This is a genomic window from Pseudarthrobacter sp. KH_020_B (assembly GCF_057840185.1).
Genome location: NZ_CM174506.1, coordinates 3,988,482 through 4,005,897, shown reverse-complemented (window position 1 = coordinate 4,005,897; position 17,416 = coordinate 3,988,482). Strand labels below are relative to the sequence as shown.

Annotated in this window: 21 protein-coding genes and 2 pseudogenes; 10 read left to right on the top strand and 13 right to left on the bottom strand. The window is 66.3% G+C overall.

The window, feature by feature from the left end; all coding sequences use genetic code 11:
• Nucleotides 1–9: 9 nt before the first annotated feature.
• Together AC3IT0_RS18660 and AC3IT0_RS18655 are read right to left on the bottom strand one after the other, a co-directional pair.
• On the bottom strand, nt 10–903 hold the full coding sequence (locus AC3IT0_RS18660) for a hypothetical protein (RefSeq protein WP_489321148.1): 894 nt from the start codon (nt 901–903) through the stop codon (nt 10–12).
• 107 nt (nt 904–1,010) lie between these two features.
• Nucleotides 1,011–1,349, bottom strand: a complete 339-nt coding sequence (locus tag AC3IT0_RS18655; RefSeq protein ID WP_489323844.1) for a YnfA family protein — start codon at nt 1,347–1,349, stop codon at nt 1,011–1,013.
• Between the two features lie 75 nt (nt 1,350–1,424).
• Between AC3IT0_RS18655 and AC3IT0_RS18650 the strand changes: the two genes are divergently transcribed.
• The 4 genes from AC3IT0_RS18650 to AC3IT0_RS18635 all read left to right on the top strand — a co-directional run bounded on the left by AC3IT0_RS18650 (nt 1,425) and on the right by AC3IT0_RS18635 (nt 5,209).
• Complete coding sequence (locus AC3IT0_RS18650; protein WP_489323843.1) at nt 1,425–2,459, top strand: LLM class flavin-dependent oxidoreductase; 1,035 nt, start codon at nt 1,425–1,427, stop codon at nt 2,457–2,459.
• 103 nt (nt 2,460–2,562) lie between these two features.
• Complete coding sequence (locus AC3IT0_RS18645) at nt 2,563–2,766, top strand: hypothetical protein (RefSeq protein WP_489321147.1); 204 nt, start codon at nt 2,563–2,565, stop codon at nt 2,764–2,766.
• Nucleotides 2,767–2,910: 144 nt separating this feature from the next.
• Nucleotides 2,911–4,008, top strand: a complete 1,098-nt coding sequence (locus AC3IT0_RS18640) for a ferredoxin reductase (RefSeq protein ID WP_489321146.1) — start codon at nt 2,911–2,913, stop codon at nt 4,006–4,008.
• A gap of 13 nt (nt 4,009–4,021) precedes the next feature.
• A complete protein-coding gene (locus tag AC3IT0_RS18635) occupies nt 4,022–5,209 on the top strand; it encodes a fatty acid desaturase family protein (protein ID WP_489321145.1) in 1,188 nt (395 codons plus the stop codon).
• 63 nt (nt 5,210–5,272) lie between these two features.
• On the opposite strand, the gene AC3IT0_RS18630 is transcribed toward AC3IT0_RS18635, so the two are convergent.
• The 3 genes from AC3IT0_RS18630 to AC3IT0_RS18620 form a co-directional block, all read right to left on the bottom strand.
• Complete coding sequence (locus AC3IT0_RS18630; RefSeq protein ID WP_489321144.1) at nt 5,273–6,118, bottom strand: alpha/beta fold hydrolase; 846 nt, start codon at nt 6,116–6,118, stop codon at nt 5,273–5,275.
• Nucleotides 6,119–6,224: 106 nt separating this feature from the next.
• On the bottom strand, nt 6,225–6,422 hold the full coding sequence (locus AC3IT0_RS18625) for a hypothetical protein (RefSeq protein ID WP_489321143.1): 198 nt from the start codon (nt 6,420–6,422) through the stop codon (nt 6,225–6,227).
• Between the two features lie 239 nt (nt 6,423–6,661).
• Nucleotides 6,662–6,919, bottom strand: coding sequence for a metal-sensitive transcriptional regulator (locus tag AC3IT0_RS18620; RefSeq protein ID WP_017200146.1), 258 nt, complete (start codon nt 6,917–6,919; stop codon nt 6,662–6,664).
• A 119-nt stretch (nt 6,920–7,038) separates the two neighbouring features.
• Between AC3IT0_RS18620 and AC3IT0_RS18615 the strand changes: the two genes are divergently transcribed.
• From AC3IT0_RS18615 to AC3IT0_RS18600, 4 genes and pseudogenes are all read left to right on the top strand, one after another.
• A complete protein-coding gene (locus tag AC3IT0_RS18615; RefSeq protein ID WP_489321142.1) occupies nt 7,039–7,671 on the top strand; it encodes a rhodanese-like domain-containing protein in 633 nt (210 codons plus the stop codon).
• Nucleotides 7,668–8,567, top strand: a complete 900-nt coding sequence (locus AC3IT0_RS18610) for a sulfite exporter TauE/SafE family protein (RefSeq protein ID WP_489321141.1) — start codon at nt 7,668–7,670, stop codon at nt 8,565–8,567. Before AC3IT0_RS18615 ends, AC3IT0_RS18610 begins: the two co-directional genes overlap by 4 nt.
• A 29-nt stretch (nt 8,568–8,596) precedes the next feature.
• Nucleotides 8,597–8,938: pseudogene (locus tag AC3IT0_RS18605) on the top strand (rhodanese-like domain-containing protein).
• A gap of 144 nt (nt 8,939–9,082) precedes the next feature.
• A complete protein-coding gene (locus tag AC3IT0_RS18600) occupies nt 9,083–10,483 on the top strand; it encodes an MBL fold metallo-hydrolase (RefSeq protein ID WP_489321140.1) in 1,401 nt (466 codons plus the stop codon).
• Between the two features lie 117 nt (nt 10,484–10,600).
• Here the strand turns inward: AC3IT0_RS18600 and AC3IT0_RS18595 are convergent, their stop codons facing one another.
• Genes AC3IT0_RS18595 through AC3IT0_RS18580 form a run of 4 tightly spaced genes read right to left on the bottom strand, consistent with a single transcriptional unit; the run spans nt 10,601 to nt 12,852 of the window.
• Complete coding sequence (locus AC3IT0_RS18595; protein ID WP_489321139.1) at nt 10,601–11,332, bottom strand: carbohydrate-binding domain-containing protein; 732 nt, start codon at nt 11,330–11,332, stop codon at nt 10,601–10,603.
• A 34-nt stretch (nt 11,333–11,366) separates the two neighbouring features.
• Complete coding sequence (locus AC3IT0_RS18590) at nt 11,367–12,155, bottom strand: polyphosphate polymerase domain-containing protein (RefSeq protein ID WP_489321138.1); 789 nt, start codon at nt 12,153–12,155, stop codon at nt 11,367–11,369.
• Nucleotides 12,152–12,640: a DUF4956 domain-containing protein gene (locus AC3IT0_RS18585; protein ID WP_489323842.1), complete on the bottom strand. Its 489-nt coding sequence runs from the start codon at nt 12,638–12,640 to the stop codon at nt 12,152–12,154. The genes AC3IT0_RS18590 and AC3IT0_RS18585 overlap by 4 nt, the downstream gene beginning before the upstream one ends.
• Entirely contained in the window at nt 12,589–12,852 is a 264-nt protein-coding gene (locus AC3IT0_RS18580) for a hypothetical protein (RefSeq protein WP_489321137.1), read from the bottom strand. The genes AC3IT0_RS18585 and AC3IT0_RS18580 overlap by 52 nt, the downstream gene beginning before the upstream one ends.
• Nucleotides 12,853–13,617: 765 nt before the next feature.
• Here AC3IT0_RS18580 and AC3IT0_RS18575 point away from each other — a divergent pair.
• Both AC3IT0_RS18575 and AC3IT0_RS18570 read left to right on the top strand, forming a co-directional pair.
• The gene (locus tag AC3IT0_RS18575) at nt 13,618–14,370 is read left to right on the top strand and encodes a lytic transglycosylase domain-containing protein (RefSeq protein ID WP_489321136.1); all 753 of its coding nucleotides are present in this window, start codon (nt 13,618–13,620) and stop codon (nt 14,368–14,370) included.
• 50 nt (nt 14,371–14,420) lie between these two features.
• The gene (locus AC3IT0_RS18570; RefSeq protein WP_489321135.1) at nt 14,421–14,921 is read left to right on the top strand and encodes a methyltransferase family protein; all 501 of its coding nucleotides are present in this window, start codon (nt 14,421–14,423) and stop codon (nt 14,919–14,921) included.
• Here AC3IT0_RS18570 and AC3IT0_RS18565 read toward each other — a convergent pair.
• The 4 genes and pseudogenes from AC3IT0_RS18565 to AC3IT0_RS18550 all read right to left on the bottom strand — a co-directional run bounded on the left by AC3IT0_RS18565 (nt 14,870) and on the right by AC3IT0_RS18550 (nt 17,353).
• Entirely contained in the window at nt 14,870–15,241 is a 372-nt protein-coding gene (locus AC3IT0_RS18565; protein WP_489321134.1) for a GtrA family protein, read from the bottom strand. The genes AC3IT0_RS18570 and AC3IT0_RS18565 overlap by 52 nt on opposite strands.
• Before the next feature lie 6 nt (nt 15,242–15,247).
• The gene (locus AC3IT0_RS18560; protein WP_489321133.1) at nt 15,248–15,790 is read right to left on the bottom strand and encodes a glycosyltransferase family 2 protein; all 543 of its coding nucleotides are present in this window, start codon (nt 15,788–15,790) and stop codon (nt 15,248–15,250) included.
• 8 nt (nt 15,791–15,798) lie between these two features.
• Nucleotides 15,799–16,539, bottom strand: a pseudogene (locus AC3IT0_RS18555) (phosphodiester glycosidase family protein); the annotation flags it as partial.
• A 67-nt stretch (nt 16,540–16,606) separates the two neighbouring features.
• Nucleotides 16,607–17,353 (bottom strand): FadR/GntR family transcriptional regulator, encoded by a 747-nt coding sequence (locus AC3IT0_RS18550; protein ID WP_489321132.1) that lies wholly within the window; start codon nt 17,351–17,353, stop codon nt 16,607–16,609.
• Nucleotides 17,354–17,416 lie beyond the last annotated feature (63 nt).

The following is a 17,416-nucleotide window of genomic DNA, read 5'->3' as shown; positions in this document are numbered from 1 at the left end:
GCGGCTGAATCAGCCCACCCGGGACGAGATGGAAACCACCGCGCTGATGAAGACGGGAAGCGCAGCGGCGCTGATCAGCACTATCGCCCCGGCACCCAACCAAGCCGGCATTGTCCGGCGGGGTCGCTCGGACCTCAGCTGGGAAACCGGAATGACGCTGAGCCAGAGGAACAAGAGGAGGGACCCAACGACGACGAGGACTGCGAACGGCGGAAACAGGACGGCGCCGGCCAGCAACGGAACATAGTATTTGAGTGCTCCATTGCGCCACAGCGGAAGGCGCCCACTCCACCAACCCGCCGCGGCAGCGACTACGGCGCCGTGAAGGAGGGCAAGTCCGGCATACAGTGCCACCGACAGCCAGCCGGGCCCAACGATGTTGAAATCGATGTTGTCCGGGCGCAGGGGATCCATCAAGGACCCCACCCACACGAGGAGGAGCAAACCGAACAGCGGTCCGGCGAGGCGTCCGCGTGGGAGCCAGCGGCGCACGAGGGGAAACAGGATCGCCGCCAAGAAGCCGGCGGGCAGGGCTCCAAAGAACAGCAGGGCAATGGTCCCCCCAAGGCTCGGAAACCCCACGATGGCCTGGGCTTCGGTCAGCCGGCCCTGCGCCAAAGCAGGGGATGTGTCCGCCAAGATGCGCATGACCAGCCGGCCGCCCGGCCAGGCGGCAAGCAACGCTGAAACCAGGGCGGAAAAGGTTATGACGTTGGCCCACCAGAGAAACCGGCGCAGCGCGTGCAGCTTGATGTCAGTCCTGAAGTCCTGCTCCGTGGTACCCATGGAACGGTGGGGCCGTGCGCTGGACGGCTCGCGGATGCTCCGGCCTCCCCACAGCAGCACCACCAGCAAGCCAAGGAGCAGAAGAAGGGTGGACCCCACCACGATTGTCATGGCCATCGCTGATCACCATCCACATCCATCCAAACGATGGATCAATTGTGCTCTTGATTGGGGGCGCTGGCTACCGGTATTGGGCGTTTCCGAGCGCTGTGAGATACCCCGCCTCAGCCCGCGTTCCTCGGCGCAAACATGATCACAGCCACCCCCACCAGGCAGATGACGGAGCCCGCGATGTCCCACCGGTCCGGCCGGAAACCGTCGAAGATCATTCCCCACGCCAGCGAGCCGGCCACAAACACCCCGCCGTAGGCGGCCAGGATCCGGCCGAAATGGGCATCGGGCTGGAGGGTGGCCACAAAACCGTAGAGGCCCAGGGCGATGACACCCAACCCCGCCCACCACCAGTCCTTGCCCTCGCGGACGGACTGCCACACGAGCCACGCGCCGCCGATCTCGGCGGCAGCGGCCAGGACGAACAGCACAGTCGTTTTGCCGATGGCCACGGTTTCAGCAGGAATACTCACAGACCCATCATGCCAGCCGGGAATGCGGCCGGCCGCGGGGTGGTTGGGCCAAACATGCGACGCATCGGATTCCTTTCCTTCGGCCACTGGGGCCCCGGCCAGGGCTCCCGCACCAGAACCGCCGGCGAGGCCCTGCGCCAGGGCATTGAGCTGGCGGTGGCGGCCGAGGAACTCGGCATCGACGGCGCTTTCTTCCGTGTGCACCACTTCGCCCGCCAGCAGGCGTCCCCCTTCCCGCTGCTGGCAGCCATCGCCGCCCGGACCAGCCGCATTGAGATCGGCACCGGCGTGATCGACATGCGCTACGAAAATCCGCTGTATATGGCCGAGGAAGCCGCGGCCACGGACCTGATCAGCGGCGGCAGGCTGCAGCTGGGCATCAGCCGTGGTTCACCCGAGCCCGCCCGGAACGGAGCCGCCGCCTTCGGCCACAAACCGGTAGAAGATGAGACCGACGCAGACATGGCCCGCCGGCACACAGCCCAGTTCCGGCACGCCATTAGCGGCGCCGGAGTGGCCGAGGCGGACCCGCGCTACGCTGGCGGAGCCATCGGCCTGTTGCCGGTCCAGCCGCAGTCGCCCGGCCTCACGGAGCGGATCTGGTGGGGCGCCGGAAGCCGTAACACCGCCGTGTGGGCGGCCGGACTGGGCATGAACCTGATGAGCTCTACCCTGCTGACCGAAGACACCGGCGTGCCCTTCGACCAGCTGCAGGCGGAGCAAATCCAACTTTTCCGGGAGGCCTGGGCCGCGGCAGGGCACAGCCACCAGCCGCGTGTCTCCGTCAGCCGGAGCATCCTGCCGATCGTGGACGACGAGGACAGTGGGTATTTCGCGGGCAGCGCGCTGCGGGACAGCCGGGACCAGGTGGGCGTCATCGACGGCCTGACGGCACGCTTCGGCAAAACCTATGCCGGCGCGCCGGATGCCCTGGCCGAACAGCTGGCGGCCGACGCCGCTGTCCAGGCCGCGGACACGCTGCTGGTGACAGTGCCCAACCAGCTGGGCGTTGACTTCAATGCCAAAATGCTGGGAAACATCGCCCGGTACATTGCGCCCGCCGTCGGCTGGACCCCGGCCCGTTCCTGATCGGGCGCAAAATCCGCTGGGTGATCCGCCCGGAAGGGAATATCCTTGAGAAGGTGCGGGCCATGAAGGCCCGGCTATTCGTCACGGCCTAGAGAGGCTCACCATGTCCGAAAAGCTACACCTGACCCCGGAAGACGAGTTCCCGGAAGATCTTTCCACCGTTGCGGACCGGGACCTCCAGGTTCTGGACAGCCAGGTGCAGCGTCAACTGGACTATGAGTACGTGGCCGAGGGCGAACCGAACCCGGAGACGGAGTTCAGGCACGAGGACCTGGACGAGGAATTCCAGGAACGCGACGTCCGCTGAACCCGGGAACCATCCACAAGCCGGAGCCGTTAGGCTTGTAGCGGGCTTTGGGGGGCTGAGTGTCCCATTAATACTGCGTGACTGCGTGACTGCGGAACGGTCAGGAGAGAGAAATATGGCTCGCGCCGCTTTAGGTTTTACTGCATGATCCGGCTACGTCAGCTGGCACAGGCGGCTTCCGTACTGACCACGCCATTGGCACCGGAAGATATTCTGGCGCTCTTCAACCCTGTCTTCTCCGCGCGCCAGCTGCGTGGAGTGGTGACCCGTGTGGTCCAGGAAACGGCGCAGTCGGCCACCATCTTCTTCCGTCCCGGCCGCGGCTGGCATTCGCACCTGGCCGGCCAGTGGGCGCGCATCGGCGTTGAGCTGGACGGCGTCCGCCACTGGCGCTCCTACTCGCTGAGCGCCCCCGCCGGCAAGGACCCCGCCATCACCGTCACCGATGTCGGCGCTGTTTCCGGGACCCTGGTCCGGACCACCAAACCGGGCGACGTGCTTTTCCTGGCACCCCCGCAAGGCGACTTCGTCCTGCCCGAGCACCCCAGGCCGCTCCTGATGGTCACCGCCGGCAGCGGCATCACTCCCGTGATGTCCATGATCCGCACCCTTGTTCCCCGCCGCCCGGATGCCGACGTCGTGCTGGTGCATTCTGCCCGCACGCCCGGTGACAGCCTCTTCCGCGAGGAACTCGCCGAACTGGCTGACCAGTTCCCCAACTTCCGGCTGGCCCACTGGTACACCGGCGAACAGGGCCGGATGGACCTGACCAACACGGCCGAGCTCGATGAGATCTGCCCGGACTGGAAGGAACGGGCCGCCTACGCGTGCGGTCCGGACAGTTTCCTGGACGACGCCGAGGCCCTGTGGAAGCAGGCGTCCCTCACCGCCGGCGCCCCCGGCACCGATGTTGCGCTCGCCGGCGATCCCGGCAACCTGATGATTGAGCGGTTCAACACCACCTTCGCCGGGGGTGTGGGGCACGACGGCGGCCTGGTCACCTTTGAGGCGTCGGACCGGGAAGTTGACGCCGACGGCGACACCCCGCTGCTCGACGTCGGCGAGGACGCCGGGGTGCTGATGCCCAGCGGCTGCCGGATGGGAATCTGCCACAGTTGCCTGACTCCGCTCCTGGCCGGACAGGTCCGTGACCTTCGCACCAACGAGGTCCACGGCGAACCCGGCCAACTAATCCAAACGTGTGTCTCGGCAGCCGCCGGACCCGTCAACCTCGAACTCTGAGGAGCAATACCGCATGTCAGTAGTTTCAGAAAACAAGAAAGTCTCCGCAAGCAGCACCGCCCCCACCGGAGCGGCAAAGAGGCGCCCCGGAGCGCTGGCCGAGTCCGGCAGCCCCCTGGTCCGCCCGCCTGCCGCAGCGCACCTTACCGACGAACAGGTAGCTGAGCTGGGCCGCGAACTCGACGCGATCCGCGACGAAATCCTGGCCAAACGCGGCGCCACCGACGCCGCCTACATCCGCCGCATGATCAAGATCCAGCGCGGGCTGGAGATCTCCGGCCGCGCGGCACTGCTGGTCAGCAAGAACAAGGCAGCCTGGGTCACCGGCACCACGCTGCTGAGCCTCGCCAAGATCCTGGAAAACATGGAACTCGGCCACAACATCCTGCACGGGCAGTGGGACTGGATGCGGGACCCGGACATCCACTCCACCACCTGGGAGTGGGACTTCGTCACCCCGTCGCGCGCCTGGCAGCACACGCACAACGACCTCCACCACCGCTGGACCAACGTGGTGGGCAAGGACAACGACGTCGGGTACAACCTCCTGCGCATGGACGAGGACCAGCCGTGGCAGCCCCACAACCTGGGCAACCCGCTCTACAACGCCATCCTTTCCCCGCTCTTCGAATGGGGCATCGCCATCTACGACCTCGAGCTTGCCGAGTACCAGGCAGGCAAGAAGTCCAAGGAAGCGCTCATCAAGGACCTCAAGGCCCTGGGCCGCAAGGTGGTCACCCAGTTCACCAAGGACTACGCCGCCACTCCCGCCGTCGCCATGCTCACCGGTTCCGGCAAGCAGGCGCTCTACGGCACCCTGACCGCCAACGCCGTCCGCAACGTGTGGGCGCACGCCGTGATCTTCTGCGGCCACTTCCCGGAAGGCACTGACACCTTCACCGAGGAAATGGTGGAAGGCGAAACCCGCGGTGACTGGTACGTCCGCCAGATGATCGGCTCCGCCAACATCTCCGGGTCCAAGTTCATGCACCTGATGACCGGCAACCTGTCGCACCAGATCGAGCACCACCTCTTCCCGGACCTGCCGTCCAACCGGTACGCCGAGGTTGCCCCGCGCGTCCGCGAGATCTGCCAGCGCTACGGCCTGAAGTACACCACAGGTCCGCTGCTGAAGCAGGTGGGATCGTCCTGGGCGAAGGTCTTCAAGCTGGCGCTGCCGGGCAAGGCTGCCAGGGCTTGAGCTGACTAAGCCTCTAAAGAGTGGAAGGGCCAGGCGAAACGCCTGGCCCTTCCACTCTTTTTGTTATCCGGTCTGCTTGCTCAGGAAGGCGAGCAGGGCTTCGTTGACTTCCGCGGCGTGTGTCCACAGCAGGCCGTGCGGGGCGCCATCGATCTCCACATACTCCGCCGACGGCAGGGCTTTGGCGAACCGTCGGCCAGTGACGTCGATGGGGAGGATGTTGTCCTCGGTGCCGTGGATAATCAGCGCGGGGACATCGATCTTGGGGATGTCGCCGCGGAAATCGGTCAGCCAGGTGGGCTGCGCGGCGACTGATGCGGTGGCACCTGCGCCGGCGGCCAGTTTCCAGCTGGCGTCCAGGACTTCCTGGCTGAGCCGCGGCGTGCCCAGGTACGTGTCCGCGTTGTAGAAGTTCTTGAAGAATTCCGTGAAGAACGCGTACCGGTCTGCGGTGACTGCTCCGGTGAGCCCGTCAAAGACGTCCTGCGGGACGCCGTCGGGGTTGTCTTCGGTTTTCAGGACGAAGGGTTCCAGGGATCCGAAGAACGCTGCGCGGGCAACCCGGGCGGAGCCGTAGGTGCTCAGGTAGCGGGCAACCTCGCCGGTGCCCATGGAAAAGCCCACCAGCACCGTGTTGTTGAGGTCCAGGGTTTCCAGCAGGGTTTTGAGGTCCGCGGCGAAGGTGTCGTAGTCGTAGCCGCTGGCGGCCTTGCTGGACTTGCCGAAGCCGCGGCGGTCGTAGGTGATCACGCGGTAGCCGGCCTCCAGAAGGGCGGCGGTCTGCTTTTCCCAGGAGGATCCGTCCAGCGGGTAGCCGTGGATCAGGACAACGGGCTGGCCGCTCCCGTGGTCTTCGTAGTAGAGGTCGATATCGGTGCTGTTCTCGGTTCCAACGGTGACGAATGCCATCTCGGCGGTCCTTTCGAAGCTTCGGAATCAGTTTCGGGCGCAAGCAAAAGCTGGCACCCGGCATTCCCTACTCTAGGGACCGCCCGCCGCGGCACCAAGGATGTGGCTACGGGGAGGGCTGGGGCAGTTCGCAGGCAATCTGCGGGTTGACGCCCACGTAGTTCAAGGGCCCGGCGACGATGGTCACGGCCACCGTTCCAGCTTGGGCACAGGACCCGGGAGCCCCGCCGAAGTAGCCGCGCTGCCAGGCGGCGATTCCTCCGATGATCAGCCAGATGATAATCAGTGCTCCGAGAAACTTCATGGTGTCCTCCCATGGCCGTGGCCGCCTGTGCTCAAGTATGCGCCGATATCCGGATTCCAGACAGCTCCCCCACCCCCGGACGCTCTCTCACTTAATGCGGGTTTTTGACCGACGCTCTCTCACTCTTCTCAAGAAAGTGAGAGAGCCCTGGGGATTTTCCCGCATTAAGTGAGAGAACGTTCCCGGGTGTCATCTGCGGCTTCGGTGCCAAACAAACCTGGCCGCGATGACGGCGTTGGTCAGGCGAGGGAAAGGAAGAGCTTTTCCAACTCTTTTTTATCCATCGTTGCGTCCTTCTGGACGATGCACTGCTCCAGGCCTGTGGCGATGATGGCGAATCCGGCCCGGTCAAGTGCTTTAGACACGGCCGCGAGCTGAGTGACGACGTCCTTGCAGTCCCGGCCTTCTTCAAGCATGCGCGTGACAGCGGCGAGCTGGCCCTGGGCGCGCTTGAGCCGGTTGATCACGGGCGTCAGTTCTGACGGATTGAGTTCCACGGGTTTCTCCATTGTCGGTGACTTCGACCAGTGTATACCCCCCAGGGTGTTTGACATACCCATTGGGGTATCTGTAATACTCGGTGGGGTATCCACCATTCCCATCGAGAGGCCAGCACATGACTTCCCCTTCCGCGGCACCGGCCGTTACCGCCCTTGCTCCCGAGGCCCTGCGCACCTGGATCGATCAGCATCAGGACCTCGTCGTGATTGACGTGCGCTCCGCCGCCGAGTTCGAGTCCATGCATATCCGCGGCTCCTACAACGTGCCGCTGCCGCTGCTGTCCGAGCATGCCGATGAACTCGCTACCCGTCTGGGCTCCCGGGTGGTCCTGGTCTGCCAGTCCGGGGCCCGCGCCGAGCAGGCGCGCCAGCGGCTGGGCAAGTCCGGGATCGACGGTGCCTACGTCCTGACCGGCGGGGCGCCCGGCTTCGCTGCCGCCGGCGGAGACGTCGTCCGGGGCAAGAGCCGCTGGGACCTGGAGCGCCAGGTCCGCCTCGCCGCAGGATCCCTGGTGGTCCTGGGCCTGGCGGGCGGCAAGTTCGTCTCCCCGAAGATCCGCCTGCTCGCAGGCGCCATCGGGACCGGACTGACCTTCTCGGCCGCCACCAACACCTGCGCCATGGGCCAGGCCCTCTCGGCAATGCCGTGGAACAGGGCTGCCAAGGAACCCACCCGCGAAAGCGCCATCCTGACCCTTCCCGCCGTTGGTGCCCGCGCCACTGGAAACGGTGAGGCCAAAGCCTCATGACCGCCACCCTCCTCCTGGTCCTTGCCCTGTCGGTGGTCATCGGGCTCTCGCTCGGCGTCCTGGGCGGCGGCGGATCAATCCTGACGGTCCCGATCCTGGTATACGGGGCCGGGTTTGAGGCCAAGGAAGCCATCGCAGCCTCGCTGTTTGTCGTCGGCGTCACCTCCGCGGTCAGCGTGCTCAGCCACGCCCGCGGCGGCAGGGTGATGTGGCGGACCGGCCTGATCTTCGGCGCGGCCGGCATGGCCGGCGCGTTCATCGGCGGCCTCCTGGGCGGACATATCCCCGGCCAGATCCTGCTCATCGCATTTGCCGTGATGATGGTGGCCACTTCCGTGGCAATGCTTCGTGGCCGGAAGAGGAAGGCCGACGACGGCGGCGCACCGGTGAAGCATGAGCTGCCCCTTGGCAGGGTGCTACTGGACGGGGCGGTCGTTGGGCTCGTGACCGGCTTGGTCGGCGCGGGCGGCGGCTTCCTCGTGGTCCCGGCCCTGGCGCTCCTGGCCGGCCTGCCGATGTCCGTCGCCGTGGGCACCTCCCTGGTGGTCATCGCCATGAAGTCCTTCGCCGGGCTTGCCGGATACCTTACTGCCGTCCAGCTCGACTGGGGCATCACCCTCGGCGTGACGGCCGCCGCCATCGTTGGCACCCTCGCCGGGTCCAAACTCGCAGGCCGCATCCCGGAAGCTGCCCTGCGCAAGGCCTTCGGCTGGTTCGTCCTGGCTATGGGAACCTTCGTCCTCATTCAGCAGGCCCCGGCCGACCTGCGGTGGTTCATCGCCGCCGGCGCCGCCACCCTCACGGCAGCCACGGCCGGAATCTGCTGGTTCTTCATCAGCTCGTGCCCCCTGCGCAACCGAAGCAGCCGCCGCAGCAACGTCCCCTCACCCGCCTGAACCCGCCACCACCAGCCAAGGAGAACACCATGGGCCTCATCAGCTCCCTGAAAAAAGCCTTCAGCAAGCCCTACAAAACGGTCTCAGTAGCTGAGGCCAGGGACCTCCTGTCCTCAGGTGCCGCGCTGATCGACGTCCGCTCCGCCCAGGAATGACGCTCCGGGCGGGCACCCCAGGCGAAGCACATCCCGCTAGACCGGCTGCAGCCCGGCACCGCCGGCATCCATAAGAACCGGGCAGTGATCGCCATGTGCCAGTCCGGGGTCCGCTCCGCTTCAGCGGCCCGGCTCCTCGCTTCCCAGGGTTACGAGGCCTACTCCCTGCGCGGCGGCATGAGCGCCTGGACCCGCGCAGCCCTCCCCATCACCTGACCCGCCGCACTCCCTTGGAAGGTCGGCCGGTCTGACGCACGTACGGATTGCCCGGCGCATTCCCCTCTTTGATGGATACCCCCAGGGGTATTACACTTAAACCAGGATTCCCCATAACACCTACTCCACGAAGGAGAGCACCAGATGCTTATCGAGCGCATTTACGACGAAGACCTCGCCCAGGCCAGCTACCTGATTGGCTGCCAGGCCAAGGGTGAAGCCATTGTGGTGGACGGCCGCCGCGACATCGCGGTATACCAGGACCTCGCCGCAAAGAACGGCATGAAGATCGTGGCCGTCACAGAGACCCACATCCACGCCGACTACCTTTCCGGCACCCGCGAACTCGCAGCTGCCACCGGCGCGAAGATCTACGTCTCGGGCGAGGGCGGAGCGGACTGGCAGTACGGGTTCGACGGCGAACGGCTCTACGACGGCGACGACATCACCCTGGGCAACATCACCATCAAGGCCCTCCACACCCCGGGCCACACCCCGGAGCACCTGTCCTTTCTGGTGACTGACGGCGCCTTCAGCGATCAGCCCGGCTACCTGCTCTCCGGCGACTTCGTCTTCTCCGGCGACTTGGGCCGACCGGACCTTCTGGACGAGGCAGCCGGCGGCATCGACACCCGCTTCGAAGGCGCCAGGCAGCTCTTCGCCAGCCTGCGGGACAAGTTCCTGACCCTTCCCGACTACGTCCAGGTCCACCCCGCCCACGGTGCGGGCAGCGCCTGCGGCAAGGCCCTCGGCGCCATCCCCTCCTCCACCGTGGGCTATGAGCGCCTCTATGCCTGGTGGGGCCCTTACCTCGCTTCCAACGACGAGCAAGGCTTCATCGACGAACTCCTCGACGGCCAGCCCGACGCCCACGCCTACTTCGGCCGGATGAAGCGCGAAAACCGTGAAGGCCCGGCCATCATGGGCGAACGCACCCCGCTGCCCGAGCTCGCGCCCGGCACTGTTGCCGCTGGCCTGGCAGAGGACACCCTGACCTTCATCGACACCCGTTCCAACAGCGAGGTCCACGAAGGCACGGTAGCCCGTTCCCTGAACGTGCCGGCGGGCAAGTCCGTGGCCAGCTACGGCGCCTGGGTGGTGAACCCCGAGACGGACAGGAACCCGCTGGTGCTGCTGGTACCAGACCAGGAAGCCGCCCAGGACATGTGGGATCACCTGGTACGCGTCGGCATCGACAACGTCGCAGGCTACGTCACCAGCATCGAGGGGCTCCCCACAGCAACCCCGAAGCTCATCCAGCCCGAGGACCTCGACGGCTTTGACGCCGCCATGATCCTGGATGTCCGCAACCAAACCGAGCACACCGCCGGGCACATCCCCGGCTCCCACCAGCTCAGCGGCGGCCGGGTCATGTGGCACCTGGACGAACTCCTTGCCAACGGCACCATCGTCACCTACTGCCAGTCCGGCGTAAGGAACTCCGTCGCAGCCAGCGCCCTGCGCCGGGCCGGGTACGACGTCGTCGAGCTCGACGGCAGCTACGCCGGTTGGAACGACTGGCGGAACGCCGTTCCCGCAGCCTAACCGGGCATCCCTAGACCGCCCGGGCCGGTTCCCCCTCCTGCCCGGGCACCTTCGTGACTGCACCTCGAATCCATGAACGCACCGCACTGCCTTGGCCCTCACACGCCGGACGCTCTCTCACTTAATGCGGGAAATTCCCAAATGCTCTCTCACTTTCTTGAGAAAAGTGAGAGAGCGTCGGTCAAAAACCCGCATTAAGTGAGAGAGCGTCTGAAGGGGGTAGGGGCGGGCGCCGAAGCCGCCTCCACCGCCCGGGCCCTGGGCCGCGGTGTACTCGCCGGCCGTCTGGGAGTACAGTGCCGCGTTCGGGGCGTCCTCGGCGGTGTCCGTGTACGTAGAGGCGTCGCTCAGGGAGTTGGACGTTCCGTCCTCGAGGTAGACGATGGCCTCGTTGGCGCTCTGCACCACAAACGGCGAGCCGGTGGAGCTGGTGATGTCGGCGCCGTCCAGGATGATCCGCACCACGTCCTCCTCGCCGGCAGCTACCACCACCTGGCCGTCGGACAGCGACCCGCTCAGGCGGTAAGTGCCGGCCGCGCTGATGGTGACGGTGTCGCCGTCGACCGTTACAGCGGACGACGACGTTCCGGAGGCCACACTGCTGGCGCCGTCCGCCAGGGTCACGGCTACTTCGGCGGCCGCATCCCAGGTGAGGTCGTCGGCGTCGTAGTGCGTATCGGCGGCGAGGGTGTCCAAGGAAACCGCGGCCTGGGCGGTGCCGGACGTGGATGAGCCGCCGGAGGAGGTGATCCCGGTGATGGACGTCCCCGTGGTGGTGCCGGCGGCGGCGCATCCGGCCAGCCCAACGGAGAGGGCGGCGACGGACAGGGCGGTGCGGAAGCGGTTCATGGTGTGTTCCTTCGAAATCAGTGGGGGAGGCGGGTCAGGCGGCGGGGCGGAGGTTCATGGTGCGGCGGAGGGTGCGGTTCCAGCGGTTGGCCGGCAGGTCGGGGCGGAGCGCCGCCATGCCGGTGGCGAATTTGGAGATCCTGGAGGGCCGGATCCCGTGGGCCCAGAGGTGCCGGTCCAGCGGGCCGGACGCCGAGCCGGATTTGGTTTCCAGGATCACCGCGCCGTCCAGGACCCAGGCCTGCTCGCCGGGCCGCTGCCAGGTGACGCCGGTATCGATGGTGGCCCGGCTGCCGGATTCCGGCAGGTAGAGCGTGGTGCGGTGGTAGCGGGTTTCGAGGACCGGCCCAAGGGGGCGGGCGAGCGCTCCGCCCACCGCGGCGGCGAGGGTTTCGTGGACGTAGTCCAGCCCTTCGGCGGTCAGCCGGGCGCGGTCGGTGAGGTCGTAGGGGATACGTTCCTTGACGGTGGCTTCGCGGGCGCCTTCGGTTTTGACCTCCAGGAAGCTGATGGCGCTGTCCACGTAGGTTCTGGTGCGGACCTTGTAGCGGCGCCGCCGGCGGTGGGCAGCGAGCAGGTAGCTGTCCAGCTGCGCGGTGTCGAAGTACACGGAGTCGTAGGCGAAGCAGCGGGAGCCGTCCATCTCCAGGACCCGGACCTCGGCGTCGAAGTTGGCCAGGAGCTCCTGGGCCAGGTCCTCGGGGACCACGTACTTGCGGTCCACGCGGGTCTGCAGCGCGGCTTCGGCGTTCAGTTCGTCCAGCCCCACGGCGGGCAGTCCGCTGAGGCTGCTGACGACGCCGGCGCCTGCGGGGGCGTTCATGCCGCACCTGCCGAGGCGTGGACGGGTTCTGCCGCATGGACGGGAGCGGACGACGCCGGCTCGGTTGCCTCTGCCGGGACCGTCCCCGGAGGTGCCGGTACTGCGTGCCGGGGCGCCGCCGTCGTAATGGCTGAGATGGTGGCGTGGGCTGCCGGCTGGACGATGCGGGGGTTGTAGGCGTAGCGGACGTCCACGATGGTTTTGTCGTTGACCAGGTCAAGTTCCTGGACGGTGGCGGAGTGGACCTTGCCGTGCAGGACTTCCTCGAGCCGTGCGTGCAGTTCGCCGTCCTCCGCCAGGGCCCGGTCCAGGATGACCGTCTGGTGCCGGTGGGCGGGCAGTACACGGGGGTGGTCGCCGACGAACATCACCAGCAGGATCAGGCCCATCAGCGAGGCGGTGAGCCAGACGGGCTCGATGCCGAGGCCGGCGATCAGTCCGAGTGCCAGGGCCGAGAAGTAGTAGGCCACCTCGTGCTGGGCCAGCTCGGTGGAGCGGAGCCGGATGATGGACAGGACGCCGAAGAGGCCAAGTCCCAGGCCAGGCCGGCCGCGGAGCCGGACAGCGCGGTGGCCACGGCCAGGACGCCCACGTTCATGCCCAGGTACGAGACCACCAGGTCGCGGCGGAGGTGGAGGACGAACGTGAGGATGCTGATGGCCGCGAGGTCTGCGGCGATAAAAATGAGGGAAGTCATCGGGATTCTCCGGAATCTGTTGGTGGGCTCTTCTCTACGATCCCGGGCGATACTGTGCAGGTGCTGTGACGGAACCTAGGCCCGAATATGAGTGTTGGCCGGGCGTTCATCTGTTGTTTTCCGGGGCGGCCGCCATTCCTGGCGGACTTCGATCGACAGGATCAAACCCGTGACTGACTCCCCCGACCTCGCCCTCTCTGCTTGATACACCGACCTCCTCGGCGAACTCAAGTACGGGGTCCGGCTACGGGCGGCTGCTCTCAATCGTCCAAAGTGCTTTGGACAATTGCGTACACCTGGTGGGCTTGAGGTCGAGTCGGACGCAGCGGCTAAGGTGGGTGCGTGCCAGAGATCGAACCTAATCTGCCCGGCGGCTATGCCGGAATACTCGGATCCCTCAAGGAGCCAGTCACCTCGGCGCAGCTGCGCGCACAGCAGGCCGCGAGCAACGCCATGGTCGAAATGTACTGGGAGATCGGCTCCACGATCCTGCAGCGCCAGGCGGCCCAGCCTTGGGGGGACCAAGATTCTGCAGCGACTTGCGTCCGACCTGAAATCGGCCTTTCCACACATGCGCGGGTTCTCCCGCTCAAACCTGTTCTACATGAGGGCCTTTGCCGCCGCCTGCTGCCACTACGGAGAAGCCACGATGATCGAAGGGGCTAACAATGACAGAGTTCAAGGTGGGCTCCGACGGAAAGGACTACTCTTCCTGGATGATCTTGGGATCAGCCGGTCACTGACTCAGGAGAGTGCGATTAACCCGTGCTCCGACTAAAACGCTTTGCGGTTTTCTGCGTGTTCGCGATCTGCGTCATCACCGCGGTGTCATTCTGGGCACTCGGACATTCCGGTGCGGACGCCCGCGGGGCTCTGCCGCCTCCGCCACGGTCGGAGGCGAAACTCGAAACGCCCGCCACCGGCATTACCCCTGCCGTGAATATCACCCGGAACGCGGACGCCGAGTGGCCTATCCAGGCTGCCGAGCAAACCGGTATACCCGCCCGTGCGCTTCGGGCTTACGTGGGTGCGGCCGGCGCGGCCAATCATTCCGCTCCGGGGTGTGGGATCGGCTGGAATACGGTGGCGGCGGTCGGCTTCGTGGAATCCGCCCACGGAGCTTACGGCGGCGGACGCCTTACTCCCGCCGGACAGACGAGCGGACCAATTGTCGGCCCGAGCCTGGATGGCAGCGGATTTGCCGCCATCGCTGATACGGATGCCGGCGTCCTGGATGGCGATGCCCGCTGGGACCGCGCCGTCGGACCCATGCAGTTCATTCCCACCACCTGGGAGTTGGCTGGACGGGACGGGAACGGCGACGGAAACGCGGATCCCTTCAACATCGACGACGCCGCCCTCAGCGCGGCCGGTTACTTATGCACCCATGGCCGCGACCTCACCAGTGCGATCGGATGGACTCAGGCCATCTACGCCTACAACCAGTCCGATTCCTACGTGGATCAGGTGCGCCGCCAGGCCACCGCCTACGCCGAGAAGACGGGCACCGTCGGATAAGTCAACGCGGCCCCTCGCGCGGTCCGAGGATTAGGACTAGTCTGACGCGCATGGCACCGGCAGCCTCGCCCGCACGCGCATGGATCGGGACGATCGTCTTCCTCTTCCTCGCGCCCGGTGTCGTGGCGGGCCTCATCCCGTGGCTCATCTCCGGCTGGCGGTGGTACCGCTGGGGCGGCTGGGCCGTCGTGCCGATCGCCTGGACCGCGATCGCCGTCGGCGTGGCTTTCCTCCTGCACGCCTTCGCGCTTTTCGCCCTCCACCGCGGAACGCCCGCTCCGGTCGCTCCGACCGAGACGCTGGTTGTGACCGGGGCCTACCGATTCGTGCGCAATCCGATGTACCTTGCGGTGCTCACCATCATCCTCGGCCAGGCGTTGCTGTTCGGCAGTTGGTGGCTCGTGCTCTACGCCGTGATCGCCCTCGTCGCGGTGGTCGCATTCGTGAAGGGCTACGAGGAGCCGACACTCACTCGTAGGTACGGCGAGCAGTACATCGATTACCGGCTCAACGTCCCGGGGTGGTGGCCGCGGCTCAGGCCCCGCGTCTGATTCTCAGCCTCCGGCCCGGCACTCCTGGCCGTGTGCCGGGCAAAGAGAAACCGCTGCTGCACCACGTAGCTGACGGTCAGGAGCGCGATTTCAGCCAGGATCTTTGCCGGCAGGGCGGCCACGGAGAGCGCGTCCAGTTCGGAGATGAGACCGTAGTTGGCGGCGAGGAGAACAAGAACCAGGCCGAAGTACCGCACCCCGGCAGCGGCGGCGGGCCTGTCCCGGCCGTGCTCGAACACCACACGGCGGTTGACCAGGAAGTTCACCGCCGAGCTCAGGGCCCGGGCTCCCACCACGGCCAGCAGCAGCGAGTCGGTCATCAGGCGTCAGGAGCAGGAACACCACGGTATCCACGAGAAACGCGGTGAAGGAGGACGCCAGGAACTTGAGCAGCGGCGCGTAGATGCGGACCGAATCCGCCACCGGCCGGAAATGCGTTCGCCGGTGGCCAGCCTGAACAGCAGCCGGGTGGCGCTGTTGCCGAATCTGCTGCGGGCCGGGACGTTGCCGGTGAGGTTCCGGGTTCCCAGGACCATGGCCGGTGAGCCGGACTGCACCGCTTCCGCCACGCGAAGGATGTCCACGATCGCGTGCTGGCCGTCGCTGTCGGCACACACCACGTTCCGGCCCGGCAGGTGGTCCGCGATGAACCCGAAGCCGGTCTTCAGCGCGAAGCCCTTTCCCCGGTTGCGAGCGTACCCGATGACGTGGCACCCAAGGGCCTTGACGCCGTCGAACACGTCCTTGTACTCCGGCCCGCTGCCGTCATCAACCACCACCACGGTGGCCCACGGCTCGGCGTCGCGGAGGGAACGGATCAGGGCAGGCAGCTGCTGGTCCGGCTCGTAGGCCGGGATCAGGATGATCATGGCCGGCCCTACCCCGCGATGTAGAGGATGTCGGAGGTGCCGCGTTCCTTGTTCTCGCCCAGCGGGTTGTTCACCAGTCCGCCGTTGAAGTACATGGTGGACGAGCCGCCGCCGTCGAGGTTGTACGCGGTGGTGGCGCCGAGCCCCTGCATGATTTCCGCCAGTCCGGTCATGGTGACGCCGACGCTGTAGCCGGGGCTGCGGCCGTCCACCACCACGAACACCAGGTGGTTTTCGTCGATGATGCCGACGGCGGTGCGCGGCTGCTCGCCCTGGATGGAGTGGTTGCCGAAGTTGGTGTCCACCTCCACGTCCTCGATGCCCTCGGCCACTTCGCCGTTGTCCAGCAGGGATGGGCCGAAGGAGAGCGTGTTCCAGACGCCGTCGGCCAGGAGCTGTTCGGCGGTGGTGGCGGTTTCGTCGTAGACCTTGACGGTGCCGTCGCGGTAGAAGGCCAGGCCCTGGCGGGCGCCGTCGTCGCGGAACACCACGCCGTTGCGGATCACAATGCCGGTGTCGCGGAAGCCGTAGTAGTCGCCGTTGACGGCGAAGATCGCGTTGTTGGCCTCGGCGCTGGCCGAGGTGGTCTCAGTGATGTTCTCGCCGAAGCTGTCGTTGGCGAAGGCGGACTGGAGGGTGGTGGCGTCATCAAGCACGACGTCGGCGACATAGTACGTGACGGTGCTGTCGCCGCTGCCGGTGGTCACCGTGGAGATGCTGATGTTCGAGCTGTCCGACACGTCTGTGGTGACCGCGGGGCCGGTCGTGCTCTGGCTGTGAAACGGTGGGCGGCAGCAGGCGCCGTTCACGTTTGGTTCAAGATGAGGCCTGGGCGGCTGTCGCTTTCTGTGCCTGCTGGTAGAACCATTCGATGTGCTCGCGCAGGAGGCGTGCTGCCAGTTCCCCATCGTGCGCCTGGACGGCGTCAAAGATGCCGTGGTGCTGGGTTCGCAGCGCGGATAGGACATCCGGCCACGCTTCCATCGCGTCCATCGCACCTTTGACGTAGCCCACGATGGAGCCGCTGAGGGATTCCATGACGGTGGCGACTACGGCGTTCCCGGCGAGCGAGCTCAGTGCCACGTGGAACCGGGCGTCCAGTTCATGGAAGGTGGCCCGGTCGATCTTCGGGTCGTCCATGGCATGCAGCAACTGGGCTGCCTGCTCCAGATCTTCGTCGCCTCCCGTACGGTCAGCTCCCGTCCGGGCTGTCCACGTTTCGAGCAGGATGCGGGTCTCGACGATGTCCTCGACCGGCAGCCGGCTGCTTGCGACGTGGAGCCGCAGTGCGGACGACAGACCGGCGGAGGGGTCAGAAATGACGATCGCACCGGAAGTGGGTCCGGATCCGACAGAACTGCGCAGCACCCCCATGGCGTCGAGGACCCGGATGGCCTCACGTACTGAGGCCCGGGAGATCCCGTAGGTTTCGGCTAGCGTTCGTTCGCCGGGGAGACGGTCCCCGACTTTGATTTTGCCCGAGCGCAGATCCGCTTCGATGTCCTTCAGGAGCGCGTCATGGGTGCGACGGCGTGGGGTTGCTCCTGCTGCAGCGGTTGTCACGGGTTTTCCTTCCGGGGGTGTGCGGGCCAGGGACGGCCCGCACACCATATTTGGGGAGAGCCG